The sequence below is a fragment of the Pirellula sp. SH-Sr6A genome, assembly GCF_001610875.1.
Classification (GTDB): domain Bacteria; phylum Planctomycetota; class Planctomycetia; order Pirellulales; family Pirellulaceae; genus JBKCUI01.
This window is the reverse complement of the sequence record NZ_CP011272.1, coordinates 2247576-2261241: the sequence shown is the minus strand read 5'-3', so window position 1 is coordinate 2261241 and position 13666 is coordinate 2247576. Positions and strand designations below refer to the sequence as shown.

10 protein-coding genes are annotated in these 13666 nt (G+C 55.1%); 5 read left to right on the top strand and 5 right to left on the bottom strand.

Annotation, left to right across the window (positions count from 1 at the left end; translation table 11 throughout):
* The first annotated feature begins 95 nt into the window (after positions 1–95).
* Entirely contained in the window at positions 96–1031 is a 936-nt protein-coding gene (gene nadC / locus VN12_RS08890; protein ID WP_146676490.1) for a carboxylating nicotinate-nucleotide diphosphorylase, read from the top strand.
* Between the two features lie 5 nt (positions 1032–1036).
* On the opposite strand, the gene VN12_RS08885 is transcribed toward nadC, so the two are convergent.
* Positions 1037–2023 carry a hypothetical protein gene (locus VN12_RS08885; protein WP_240491367.1) on the bottom strand — a complete coding sequence of 329 codons (987 nt, stop codon included), beginning with the start codon at positions 2021–2023 and terminating at the stop codon, positions 1037–1039.
* A gap of 191 nt (positions 2024–2214) precedes the next feature.
* Here VN12_RS08885 and VN12_RS08880 point away from each other — a divergent pair, with 191 nt between their 5' ends.
* Together VN12_RS08880 and epmB are read left to right on the top strand one after the other, a co-directional pair.
* A complete protein-coding gene (locus VN12_RS08880) occupies positions 2215–3276 on the top strand; it encodes a YbhN family protein (protein WP_146676489.1) in 1062 nt (353 codons plus the stop codon).
* Complete coding sequence (gene epmB, locus VN12_RS08875; protein ID WP_146676488.1) at positions 3266–4267, top strand: EF-P beta-lysylation protein EpmB; 1002 nt, start codon at positions 3266–3268, stop codon at positions 4265–4267. Before VN12_RS08880 ends, epmB begins: the two co-directional genes overlap by 11 nt.
* A gap of 70 nt (positions 4268–4337) precedes the next feature.
* On the opposite strand, the gene argS is transcribed toward epmB, so the two are convergent.
* Positions 4338–6317, bottom strand: coding sequence for an arginine--tRNA ligase (gene argS, locus VN12_RS08870; RefSeq protein WP_146676487.1), 1980 nt, complete (start codon positions 6315–6317; stop codon positions 4338–4340).
* 59 nt (positions 6318–6376) lie between these two features.
* Positions 6377–6934, bottom strand: coding sequence for a GNAT family N-acetyltransferase (locus VN12_RS08865; RefSeq protein ID WP_240491366.1), 558 nt, complete (start codon positions 6932–6934; stop codon positions 6377–6379).
* A gap of 147 nt (positions 6935–7081) precedes the next feature.
* Between VN12_RS08865 and VN12_RS08860 the strand changes: the two genes are divergently transcribed.
* Positions 7082–11512 carry a PVC-type heme-binding CxxCH protein gene (locus VN12_RS08860; protein WP_146676485.1) on the top strand — a complete coding sequence of 1477 codons (4431 nt, stop codon included), beginning with the start codon at positions 7082–7084 and terminating at the stop codon, positions 11510–11512.
* A gap of 80 nt (positions 11513–11592) precedes the next feature.
* On the top strand, positions 11593–11937 hold the full coding sequence (locus tag VN12_RS08855; protein WP_146676484.1) for an ArsR/SmtB family transcription factor: 345 nt from the start codon (positions 11593–11595) through the stop codon (positions 11935–11937).
* Between the two features lie 33 nt (positions 11938–11970).
* On the opposite strand, the gene VN12_RS08850 is transcribed toward VN12_RS08855, so the two are convergent.
* Positions 11971–12153: a hypothetical protein gene (locus tag VN12_RS08850; protein ID WP_146676483.1), complete on the bottom strand. Its 183-nt coding sequence runs from the start codon at positions 12151–12153 to the stop codon at positions 11971–11973.
* A gap of 104 nt (positions 12154–12257) precedes the next feature.
* Complete coding sequence (locus tag VN12_RS08845; RefSeq protein ID WP_146679848.1) at positions 12258–13259, bottom strand: DUF1559 domain-containing protein; 1002 nt, start codon at positions 13257–13259, stop codon at positions 12258–12260.
* Between the last annotated feature and the right edge of the window lie 407 nt (positions 13260–13666).

Sequence of the window (13666 nt, the reverse complement as noted above, 5' to 3'; positions counted from 1 at the left end):
CCTCCAATTCGGGACAGCTCGGTTACACTATACGCGGAGAGGCGGAACGAACAAACACCCAAAACCCATAAACGCGAATCCCAAGGTTTTTTCCCATGCAGAGCGACTACCGATCGCAAACTATCGACCCGCCACTGCTCGACGACCTTGCGCAGTTGGTTCGTTTGGCGATACGCGAAGATCTAGATCGGATCGCTGACTTGACCACCATGGCGTTGGTACCTGAAGGCGTGCACGGGGCTGCCGTGATTCAAGCGAGGAGTAGCGGAGTCGCGGCTGGCGTCGATTTGATCGAAGCGATGATCCAAGAAATGGACTGTTCGATCGGGTTGGAAACGTTTGTGGGAGATGGTGAGGTCTTCGCAGCGGGGCAAGCCCTCGCGGAGCTTTCGGGCGAGGCCCGAGATCTTTTAACTTGCGAGCGAACGATCTTGAACTTTTTGGGACGGATGTGTGGCATCGCCACATTGACTTCGCAGTACGTCGCTCTGGTGCAAGGGACGCACGCGAAAGTTTACGACACTAGGAAAACGACACCGGGTTGGAGACGTTTGGAAAAGTACTCCGTGCGGTGCGGAGGGGGACGCAATCACCGCTTGGGGCTCTTTGATGGTGTGTTGATCAAGGACAATCATTTGGCTTGCAGGGCAGCATCCGATGGAACGCTGCTCGATCCGGGGGCTGCAGTCCGTGCGGCCAAGGAATACCTCGCAAGCGGTGCATTCAAATTCGATTCGATGCCGATGATCGAAATCGAGATCGATAGCGTCTCGCAATTGGAATCGGCATTGAATGCCTCCCCGGATATTGTTCTTCTCGACAATATGGATGTGGAAACGCTGGAGCGTTGCGTTGCCCTGCGCGATGCAGTCCATCCGGCCGTGCAACTGGAGGCGTCCGGCGGAGTCAATCTCAAGACGATTGCGGGGATCGCCCGAACCGGAGTGGATCGGATCAGCGTCGGAGCATTGACCCACTCGGCGATCAATCTTGACTTAGGTCTGGATTGGAAGCTTGGAATTTCCACCTAGTTCGTCTACGGACGGCTGGCGACTCGTTGGGTCTTAAGAACGTAGAACTTCGGATCGTCGATGATCCAATCGGTGGACCAATCTCGTCCGTTGTCGCTGTTGACCACATTGTAAAAGAACGACCGGACTTCTTCACAGCGGTAGCCGTAGGGCATAGCGGTGGCCAAGTAATCGTCGCGAGTCAATTCCTCGGTCCCTGGTTTCGCGAAATAGTGGACCAAACCGTCTGGGGTAAAGGATATACCCAACGTCCACCATCCCATGGTTTCTAGCTCTGGACCGAGGAAATCACCCCCGCTGCGATCCGCTCGAATTCGGAAGTAGGCATAGGGGACGTTTTGGTTTCCCACTTTTTTCACACCCCGGAGGATGAAGAGTCCAGGCCAATAGATCTCTTCCTTCTGCTCCTTGGACGCAAACATAAACTGCTTCTTCGATTCGGTGATCGTTGTTTCCACCGCAGCCCGGAATGCAAAGTGAGGACCGTTTCGGCGTTCCCAATCCTCCATCGGTGGAAGATAAACGCGGGTTGTCATGCTCGGAGATTGGGACACCGGCACGGTACCACCCAAACGATATTGCACGTTGCAAATGAAATCGTCCTGGTGCATTTTGTGGCTTGGACGGTTCGGAATACCCGTTTGCAAGGACTTGAGCAAAAGAGCACCCTCGCTCCCCGGCAGACCACCCTCGGGGGTGGCGACCCTCTTCACAATATCGGGGTGGCCACGTTTGGCACCTTCGTACCAGCGGCCGTTGGTCGATTTCCCAAGGGGCGGGCGTTGATTTTCGTCGATGTCCTCGGTGCTTTTGGGATTGTTGGGGACGAAGGACCAGGACTCGTCTTCAAAATCGTCTCCCACCTGCGTCATGTGCACCCCGGTACCCGGCACGACGATATGGGTCGCCATCTGCCCCAGCGACGCCTTTGGAAAGGCAAAAAGAAGGGAAAGAGTGGCCCAAGCTAGGTAGTTTTGCAATGAATAACGCATGGGATCGACCGACATTAAGCGGGAACGGACAGAAATCTGGTTATGTTTCTAGTCGTATCGGCCGGTAAGGTCGGAACAATCGGCGTTTTCGTTTGAGCTACCAAACTGAACGCAGATTGCGTAAGTTAACATCAGAAAAAACTGGACTCCCCCCGGCGTTCCCGGTGAGCCCTTACGATTTTTTGGCAGGAATGAATTTGTCTCCGCAATCCCCTGAGCCCAATCCCTCCAGCGAAACCCCTACCAAGGCGTCGCCCGTTCCTTCGACCCCGAGCCGCGCGGTCAGCCGGCTAGGTGAATCGGCGAAAATCACAGCGATCCTTGCCATCATGGCGTTTGCCTTTTGGATGGTGAAGAAGAAACTCTCTTCGGGTGGGGTTACCTGGGATAAAGTATCTGAATCCATCGGGACTCTTCCCTGGTACCACTTTGCGATCGCTTTGGCGTTAACGGTCCTGAACTACATCGTCCTGACCGGATACGACTGGATCGCGGTCCGACATCTTCGGAAAAAACTCCCCATTTCCAAGATCATGGCGGGTGCCGTCGTGGGGTACGCCTGTGGCAATGTGCTCGGTTGGTTACTTGGCGGGAATGCGGTCCGATACCGCATGTATTCCACTTGGGGATTCTCCCTGTTGGAAATCATCGCCTTCGTCTCGATCCTATCGATCACCTTCTGGCTCGGACTCTTTTTGCTGGCCGGTGTCGCCTTCGTCGCGCTTCCTATTCATTTGCCCGAAGATGTTATGGAGAAGCTGGTGCTCGAGCCCCGGACGTGGGGATATGTATTCCTCTCCTGCGTTCTAGGCTATCTCATGTCCTGCCTCTTTATTCGCAAGCCTATCCGATTTCGGGACTTCGAAGTGGCGCTTCCCCCTTTCAAGCTCTCGGTCATGCAGCTGCTGGTTTCTGCGGGAGATTTCCTGCTGGCTACGACCGTTCTCTATAGTTTGATGCCCCCCGACGTCATCGGAAGCGGCCCAGACCAAATCAATTTCTCCACCGTATTAATCGCTTACATCTCCGCGCAGATTGCAGCCGTCATCACGCACGTTCCTGGCGGCTACGGCATCCTCGAAATGATCTTGCTGAGCTTCCTACCCGGCAGTTGGGAAAGCCAAGTCTTTTCGGCCGTCATTCTCTTCCGAGTCATTTACTACTTGCTGCCGGCGCTCGTGGCGGGAGCGTTGTTCTTGTACAACGAATATCGATCAGGGCGACGTCCTCAGGGCACGATCCATGGCGAATGAGCCAATCGCGCCGGCGATCGATAGCTGGCAGGAGTCGATGAAGCGGGCGATCCGAACGCCGAACGAACTTCTCCAAACCCTGCACATCAACCCTTCCGAACTCGATTGGTCTCACGTGGGGCAATCAGAATTTCCCCTCTTTGCCCCCCTTGAATTCGTCGCACGCATGGAGCGGGGCAATCCTCGCGATCCTCTGTTTCTTCAGGTCTGGCCAGCGCGCGAAGAATCCCAAACCGCTGACCACTTTCGCGCCGATCCCGTTGGAGATCTGGCGGTTGAGAAGGCACCCGGGCTACTGCACAAGTACCAAGGGAGGGTGCTGATGATTGCCAGCGGGGCCTGCGCGATTCACTGTCGCTACTGTTTCCGTCGCCATTATCCCTACGAGACTGCCCCCAAATCGATGCAGCATTGGGAGGAGTCGTTTTTGGCGATCGAGAGGGACAGCTCGATACGTGAAGTGATCCTTTCCGGAGGGGATCCCCTAAGCTTGGTCGATGCGACCTTGACGCGCTGGATCGATCGCATCGAAGCAATCCCCCATGTGCACCGGCTTCGTCTGCACACCCGATTGCCAGTCGTCATTCCAAGCCGCGTGACAACGGGCTTGGTCGAGCGTCTCGCTCGTTCCCGATTGGCCCATTGGGTGGTCCTGCATATCAATCACGCCAACGAAATCGACGACGCAGTTGCGGCTGCGATCGCACGGTTGCGAAACGCGGGTTCCACAGTCCTCAATCAGGCCGTATTGTTGCGAGGTGTGAACGACGACCCTGATTCATTGACCAAACTATTCGAACGCTTGATCGATCTTCGAGTAGGACCGTATTACTTGCACCAGCTCGATCGCGTCCAAGGAGCCGCTCATTGGGAAGTCCCCGAAACTGTCGGACGCGAGCTGTTACAGGAAGTACGAAAACGCTTGCCCGGCTACGCAGTTCCCCTTTATGTTCGCGAAATCGCCGGTGAAGAAAACAAAACACCGCTTTGATTCTGGCTGATGATTTCGCGGTCACTGCGATGGGGAACTGCGATGGGCAATGGAATGGTAGGAAAGCGAATCACATGCGTTCGACGGTTTCGATACCGAGCACTTCAAGCCCTTTCTTGAGAACTCTTCCGGTCAATTCAGTCAGCTTGAGACGCGAACGAATCAACTCTGGGCTCTCCGCCTTCAACACCGGGCATTGATCAAAGAAGCTGCTGAATAGTTTCGCGAGCTCATAGAGATAATCGGTGACGACGCTCGGCAAATAGTCGTGGGTCGACTGAACAAGCGTGTCTTCGAAACGAAGGATTTGCATCGCGAGAGCTCGTTCAGCTGGCTGTGCGATTTGGATGGCCGCTGCAGGCCAGTCTGTGATTTGAAATTCTTCTCCCGATGCGCGGCGGAGGATGCTTCGCGTTCTCGCATAGGAATATTGAATGTACGCTGCCGTGTTCCCTTCGAGCTGCACCATCTTGTCCATATCGAATACGTAATCGCTGGTTCGGTTATGGCTCAAATCGGCGTACTTGATCGCCCCGATTCCTACCTTGTTAGCGATATCCCGCTTTTCTTCGTCGGTGAGTTCCATCCCAAACGATTTGATCCTATTGGGATTGCAAACGACTTCCCACGCTCTCGCGATGGCCTCATCCAACATCGATTCCAATCCAATGTTTTCACCCGACCGCGTTTTGAAAGGCTTGCCGTCCTGCCCCATGACCGTCCCGAAGCTGACATGCTTGAACGTGGTGTGGGTTAGACCAAGCTTCTGGAGGACCGCGAAGAGCTTTTGGAAATGTTCGCTCTGCCGGTGGTCCACAACGTATAGGCACGCATCGGGTTCGAATTCTCTTTCCCGAAACAGGGCGGTCGCTAGGTCGGTCGTGGAATAGAGATAGGCCCCATCCTGCTTTTGCACGATCATTGGCGCGTCGAAACCGTCGAGGAATACGCAGATGGCCCCTTCGCTCGGTGCTGCCAGGTCCTTTGCCATCAACTCTTCGATCACCGCCGGCAACATGTCGTGGTAAAAGCTCTCTCCCAACTCGTGATCGAACTGAACGTTCAACCGCTCGTAGATCCCGTGAATTTCCTCTTTGCAATGAGGCAAAAACGCTTCCCAGAGTCCGAGATTCTCCTGGTCCCCATGATGTAGTTTCGACGTTTCTTTTAGGACTCGCGACTCCAGTTGAGGGTGAGCATCGCATCGTTCGAGAAAGAGCGTGTCCGACTGCGCGCTGGCGATTGCCTGTTTCGCGGACTCCAGCTCCGCTACGGATTCCTTGGCTGCGTTGCTGGCCGACTTGAGCTCCTTCTGAAGCTTCTTGTCGTTCGGTGCAGCGGCTTGCTTTTCGGTAACCGACTGCAACTTCTCCGCGGCGAGAACCGTGTTGCGTTCCAAGGTGGGGAGGTTGGTCACGAGCGATTGGTATCCGATGATCCGTTGCACGACGCGGTAAAGTCGTCCCAACTCCGCGACAGGTGCTTTCTGAAAAGCCTCCTCATCGCGGAAGTGTTTGTAACCATAGATGATCATCCCAAACTGCGTGCCCCAATCTCCGAGATGGTTGTCGGTGATGACATGATGCCCAAGGAATCGAAGGATTTTTGCGATCGAATCTCCGATCACGGTGGAGCGAATATGTCCGACGTGCATCGGTTTGGCGACGTTGGGGGAGGAGTAGTCGACGACCACAGTCTTCGGCTCGCGCGCACCCTCCACGCCTATCTTTTCCGATTGATAGGCCATTTCCAATGCGCTTTCGAGAAACGCATGCGAGAGACGCAGGTTCACATACCCACCTCCTGCGATTCCAACCTCACTGCATAGATCCTCGACGCGCAAACCCTTCACAATGTCTTCGGCAATTTCGAGTGGCGGCTTGCCAACGATTTTTTGCAATGGCATCGCCACGTTGGCTTGATAGTCGGCGAGCGAGGCATCGCGAGAGGCGACGATGCGTTCCAAGGAAGCCTGCAAGGCGGCAGTCTCGGGAAGCCATAGGCTTAGGATCGGTTCAAACTTGGCTCGTATCGTGTGAAGCAGTTGCATGAAGACTGGGCCCGCAAAGAGGACTAGCTGAAGAAAGGAAGCGGTGCGACCGGAGATCGCTACTCGTCGCTGTTGAAGATCTCGTCGCGCGAGTGAAGTTGGTAGAAGAGTGCACGCTTTTGTTCGGGAAGCGAGTAGTCGAAACCCAAGTTGCGCAGGAAAGCGTCGGAGGAACTGATCGCCATCACCTCGAGAATTCCTTTTTCGCGAGCAAGCTCGACGCAGGCTTTCACGAGAGAGCTGCCAATGCCGTGACCGTGGTATCCATCGGCGACGGCTAAGCATTGAATCTCTCCAAGCTTTCGCGAATAGATCTCCACCGCAGAGAAACCGATGATCCGCTTCCGAGCCGGTTCCCCTTCGGTCACTTCGGCGACGAATCCAGTCCCCATCAACAGGAGGATCTCGGCTCGTGTTCGGTGGAGGAGTTTCTTCTGTTCGACGAACGGCTCCAAGAGCTGCATAATGGCATCTTGATCGTCAAACTTGGCCCGGCGAATCGACAAATTCAATACATCTCTCTTACCCGATTCCTTGTCCGACTCTCCTGCTTTGACAGGGTTCAAGGGATCCGGCAGAGGTTGGTCGCCTGGAAGAAAAGGTGGTAGCTCAGTCAAAGTGTCTACTCGCGCTCTGTTATCCGTATAATAAAAGCTCATCCTACCCCGATTCCCCCTCCCCTTCAACGCGAACTCTGTCTTCTGCTGGTTGGAAGTTTCGGTCTATCTCGCGGCACACCCTACCCTCCTGCACAACACGAATCCATGAAACAAACTATCTCTTTCTCGTTGATCCTGGGCTGGTTATGTCTCGCGATGAGTCTCCGAGCCGACGCCCAGTTCCGGGCCGGAGCAACCGCGAAGAATATCGATCCAAAGCAATTTCCCGTTTGGGTCAATGGCGGAATTGCGGGCTACCAGGCCGACAGCGTCCGGGAATCTCTCTATTCGCGGACGCTTGTTCTCGAGGATGGGAAGACGGCCATTGCCATCGCGATCGTCGACAATTGCATTTTGCCCCATGAAGTAACCGATCGGGCCAAGGTCTTGGCGCATCAAGCGACCGGCATTCCTCCCGAACGGATCTTGATTGCCGCTACCCATACCCACTCGGCAGTAGCGGTCGCGGGCACGCACGGCTGCCCCATCCAAGAGGACTACGCTGCGGCGCTTCCGAATTGGATCGCGGAAGGTATTCAGGAAGCGCAATCCCGTCTGGTACCCGCCCGAATCGGGTTCGGATCGACAACGGCGGATCGCTATATCTATTGCCGCGATTGGCTGATGAAGCCAGGCGCGGCCAATAGTACCCTTTTCACCGGTCGCAATGTGGACTGGGTTTCTATGAATCCAGGCCACGAAAACGAGAAAAAACGGGCTCCGGTCGGTTCGATCGATCGTCATATTCCTATTCTCAGTGTCCAAGACCAAGACGGAAACCATCTCGCCTTGCTCGCCAGTTTTGGAACCCACTACGCCGGTGCTAAGGCCCTCTCGTCCGATTACTTCGGATTTGTTTGTAACCGCTTAGCAAGAGAATTGCGCAGCGATGCACCCGAGCGTTTTGTCGGATTGATGGCAAACGGAACCAGTGGAAACGCGAACTGCATCGACTTTAGCAAACCACGCGAGCCCTTTACCTTCACCGATGTCGGTACCTACGTCAGCGACTTGATCCTCGAAGCGGTTCAAGAGATTGAGTACCGTTCTGATGTTACGATCGATAGCGAATTCGCAAGCTTCGATGTTGCCGTACGGATGCCCAGTGCTGAAGAAGTATCGCAGGCCAAGAATTGGATTGCGTCGCACTTGCAGGATCGATTGCCCAAAACGATGGACGAGAACTACGCACGTGAAACCGTTCTGCTTAGCGAGCTCCCCGCAACCCGTGTGATGAATGTTCAAGCGCTGAGGGTAGGGGATATGGTTATTGCCGCAAATCCGTGCGAATCCTACGGAGAAACCGGATTGAAAATCCGCCAAGCTAGCCCGTTTGCACACACGATGAACATCGGTCTGGCGAACGGCCACTGTGGCTATATCCCTCCACCAGAAATGTTTCAGCTCGGTAGCTATACCACTTGGCGAGCCCGAACCAGTTGTTTGGAAGAGTTTGCGGAGCCGAAGATGGTGGACGCAATCCAGCGATTGGTGAACCAATTGCACGGACGAGTTCGAAAGGTAGCCCTTCAACAACGCTCATCGGAGGGAAAAATGGTCACGCTGGAGGAGCAACCAAAGCCTCCGGTTGCACCGGAGATGTCGATCGGATTCATGCAGACGGATGGGAATCAGAAGGTGGATTTGATTGCGTCTGAACCGATGGTTTTCGATCCCATCGCGATGCAGTTCGATGGGCAAGGCAAACTTTGGGTTGTCGAGATGGGGGACTATCCTCACCCTTCGCCAGCGGGGCATTCCCGCGTGGTGATCTTGAGCGATTCGAACAGCGATGGGGTCATGGACACGCGGTCGGTATTCCAAGATGGCTTGCGATTTGCAACCGGTGTTCAGCCTTGGGCCAATGGAGCCTTCGTTACCGTCGAAGGGAAGCTGCTCTTTTTGAGCGACGACAACCACGATGGTCGGGCCGATTCGCAGTCGATTTGGCTCGAAGGGTTTACGGCGGGAAATCCACAGTTGCGTGCCAATCACCCCACGATCACGCCCGATGGATGGCTTACCATTGCAAGCGGTCTTCGACTTGGAAAAGTCCAGACGGGAAAGGATTACCCCTTTGCGAAGCAGTCGGTGGATGCGACCGGAGGTGACATTCGGTTTCATCTCGTAACCGGGAAGCTGGAAGCGATTGCAGGTCCGACGCAATATGGCATAGCATTCGATCTCGCCGGTCGCAGATATGGTTGTTCAAATCGACAACCCTGCTTTGTGGTGCAGGTGGAAAAGGTGCAATCGAGCGAAAGCCCTCTTTCCGGTTTTGCTCCTGCTATTCGAAACGTTCTAGCCGCCGAAGCCGAGTCGCAGGTGCATCCTCTCGTTCAGGCTTGGACCACTTCGAATTTGCATGCAGGGCAGTTCACGGCCGCGTGCGGCGTGACGCTGGTAGAGGGGGAATGGATGGGACGAGGATCAGGAATCCACATTCTCGCTTGCGAACCAACCGGTAGCCTAGTGCAGTGTCGCAGCTTGTCCAGGAGACCGGATGGTCACCTGGAAGCTCGAAAGGATGGGCGTGAAGATCGAGAGTTTCTCGCCAGCCGGGATCCCTGGTTCCGTCCCGTCGATTTGGTACGAGGTCCTGGGCAATCGCTCTACGTCGTGGATATGTATCGAGCGGTCATCGAACATCCGGAATGGGTACCGGACGAGCTCAAGCATCGGCCGGATGAGCGGGACGGCGATGGGATGGGTCGCATTTATCGTATTCGTGAACAAAAAGATGCGCCAGAGTCTCCAGTCGCGGTCGGGTCGGATCAGAATCTCGTGGATCTTCTTGCCCATGCGGATCGATGGGTTCAGCGGCAAGCCGTGTTGCGAATCTTGGAACAAATCCATTCCTCGAAGATCAGTGAAACAGATTTAGATGGGCTTCGCCGGGTTACGAGAGTCGAGCCGAGAACGGGAGAACAGAACGCCGCCGCGCGCGAGAGGGTGTCCATTGCAGCCCAGCTCCTCTTCGCAGCCCAATCGTTTCGGCCAGCGGATGCCATCGCCCTTTTTAGGAGCCATGACAGCGAACTCCAAGTTTTAGGAGCGAGGCTCGTGGCGGAGGTCGCGCGGAATACTTCGGAGGAATCCAAACGGGACTGGATGGCACCGGAGTTGATAGAGTGCTTGCGCGAGGGATTGCATGCGGAACAGCGAGAGTGGAGTCAGCTGTCGGCATGGTCCCTCGCTTGGATCGGTTTGGATCGATTGTCGCTGGAAACGCAGGAGTCCATCGATAGGGGGGCGATAGCCAAACTGATCGCATCACCGGAAGACCGTCTTCTTTGGATGGGGACATCGAAGCTTTTAGAAAAGGAGGGGTTCGCCTTCCTATTGCAGTATTTGAAGACTCTGCAGAACGCCGGTCCCACCGAGGCCGAAGGTGTCTCTCCGACCGAGTTGGAGGCAATCGAGCGATTGGCGAAGCGCATGGCGAGCCAAACTCCAGCCGGTTGGCTTGGCGAGTTGAACGCGCTTTGGCACTCCGATGCGAAGCCGCGATCGGCGCGAACCGAGGGGGTGGCGTTGGCAATTCTTTCTGGACAATTGACCGGTGGTTGGAAGGGGATGGGGCTACGAGAGGATGCCATCGCCTCGATCGAGCAGGTCGCTCGGGACTCCAAAACATTGCAGCATCGAATCCTGGCGATCCGCTGCCTCGGGGGGCTCGACGGTGTTTCGCGACTTCGAAAGGAACAGCTTTATGTCTCGTGTTTGGAGAGCGAATGGGAGGGGGTGGTGTTGGAAGGAATTCGAGGCCTGAGTCGACTGTCGAGCCCCGTTCTCACAACGTGGGTTGCCGATCGGGTTAGCAGCGTTTCTCCGAGTCTTCGCAATGAACTGGTTTCGATTGCCCTGCGAGATGCAGCGTATAGCGAGTCGTTGGTCCAAGCGTTGGAGTCGAAGCGATTATCTCCCCGACTGCTAAGTCCGTCTCAGCTGGCAAGCTTGCAAAAGCTGCCTGCCGCCGAATTACGAGAACGCGCGGCGGCAGTCATGGCTACTCTTTCCAATGAATCGCGGGAAAAAGTCATCGCGCGCTATCGTTTGGCCCAATCGGAGAAGAAGGGGGAGTCGGATTTTGCGACAGGGCAAGCCTTGTTTGGTAAGCACTGCGCGTCGTGCCATCGCATCGACGGAGTTGGCGTTGCCATTGGCCCTGATATCTCCGATTCCCGCATTCAGAGCTATGAAAAGCTTTTGACGGCCGTTCTGGATCCCAATCAAACCATCGATGCCAATTATTTCCGCTATCTCGCGAGGACCGAGGACGGGGAAGTGGTTGAAGGGATTCTCAAAGAGGCCAACGCGCAAAGCGTGGTGCTAGAGCAACAGAATGGAGTGCGCCGAACCCTCAGTCGCGACGAATTGGAGGAGTTCAAGAGCTCGGGGCAGTCCATGATGCCAGAGGGTTTCGAAGCCTTGATCACGCCGACGGAGATGGGTGAGTTGCTTTGGTATATCAAGAACTGGCGCTACCAACGGGACGGCATCCCAGCATCGGCCATTTTGCCCGGTCGAGAGTAGACATTTGAGGCTTGGGGGCCAGAACCTCGGTGCGTAGAATGGAGACACACTAGATCGCCACACTGGATCGGTAATCGCAAATGACTACATCGAAAAACCGCGGCAAGGAGAGCACGAGCAAAAGCGATGACTCCGAGCAATGCGCGAAGTATCTCAAAGCCCTAGCGGATCCCGCTAGGATACGCATTCTCAAAGCGCTGCAGGGATCCCCTCTCACCGGAACCGATCTTTCGAATTTGCTAGATATCGAAATCCCAAACGTGTCGCACCATCTGCGGGTTCTTTACCACGCTGGGATCGTCCACACGCGAAGAGAGGGGCGATTTATCTATTACGAAATCAATCGTGAGGTTCTGGCGAGCCGCACGGTTGCCCAGACGCTGGACTTCGGTTGCTGCACGCTCCGCATGTCCGGCGAGGAGTGAGATGCCAAGTCGGTAGGCTTTGAATGCGACCGATCAATCCGATTCGGACGAGTCCGGCTTAGGCTTCTTTTGACTTGTAGGTGTGTCGCTCGTTGGCAGCTCGACAAACTTTTCTGGGATTTCAACCTTCTTATCTTCCGAGCATCCCAAAGCAGGGATCACGGATAGTACGAAGACAGCCAGCAGTGGGAATCGAATCGACGGAGTGCTTTTCATATTTGCAAAGTTGAAAGAGGGAATGCAATCGACAGGAGAGTAACCGCGACCATTCAGAGATCGCGGTTACAGAAGTCAAACGGGAAGGCTATGAATCCGCAGGCTTAGAATTCATTGCTGATAACTTCACCATCGGAGATCCCGTTGAGGCGAAGCCAGGTCGTGCCGTCGATATTGTTACTGATGCCTCGAACCGATCCGTCACCAAGTGTGAAGTTGGTTAAGCCGGTGTGATTGCTGGAAAACTCATACCAGTTGTCTTCTCCGAGAAGCCAGGTATTGGATGACGGGAGAGGGATGGCGGAGATCCATAGCACGGTCGATTGTTCAACCGGGCCCGTGACGTTACCGCCGCGGGTCTCACCAAACGCGATGACATTGCTCAGGCCGTCCGTAACGCTTCCGAATTTCGTTTCGGTGCGGTTGCGAAACAGACCTTGCCAACGTCCCCCTTCCACATCGGGACGACCTTGCGCTCCGGCGTAATTGGTTCGCCCGAGGGCCGCTACCTGCCATCCACCCGAAGCGCGCCCGATGAAGGCTTGCGCTGTAACGCCTGTCCCCGTTGCCGACGAAGCGCGAACGTGAAGTCGGGTATAGACCGCTGAGGGAGTTTTCGAGTCGGACGGGCACATGAAGCTGGGGATCTTGTACTGGGCGATATTCCCGGGATTGGTAGCTCCTGCCCATAGGGAAGCGGTGGTCGAAGCCCAACGCAGATCCTCGCCGGATTGCGCCAATCGATCGATTCGGAGCAAGGCGCTTGGGAACTGCTGGTAGATGTTGTTCAGTTCCATAAATGGAAGAAGGAACGGTAGGGTTCCGTAGAACTGTTGATTGCCTGCTGCTCCGGCGTCGATGTACGGATCGACACGCGATGGCCCCAATGCTCCCGCCGGCAACTTTTTGTAGCCGCTCTCGAAGTTGTGGATGGCCAACCCAATTTGTTTCAAGTTGTTTTGGCAACTCATACGACGAGCCGCCTCTCGCGCTGCTTGAACTGCAGGAAGCAGCAAACCGACCAAAATACCGATAATAGCGATAACGACCAACAATTCCACCAAAGTGAAACCGCATCGCGATGGTCGCGAAGTACGATTGCGCATACCCAACTCCAAAATAGATAAAGAGATGAAAAAATCACCGGCAGCGACTGGGGGAGAGGCCCAAAAGCGTGACTGCTGCTAAGTCTTCAGAATCGACTCCTCGGAATCGACTCCGTTGAGTGTAAGAAAGATTCCGAAGATTGGAATCTACTTCGAGAGGCATCGCCTCTTCTTGGGAAAGGCAAACCACGGATTCGCCCTACCCAAGACGAGGGTCCATCGTGCGCATCAAAGCAGAACACTCCGTCAAGCCTCCCTCACTTGGTGATTGCAATGGTTTGACTGCGATTGCAAAATTCAATCAGTGGCAATTAAGATGCCATTGCGAGTTTCCTCGCCCGGTGGGACGCGAGGGGATATCGGACCAGCAAGATCGAGATGGAGAGAAATCGAACAGCGAAAAAAAG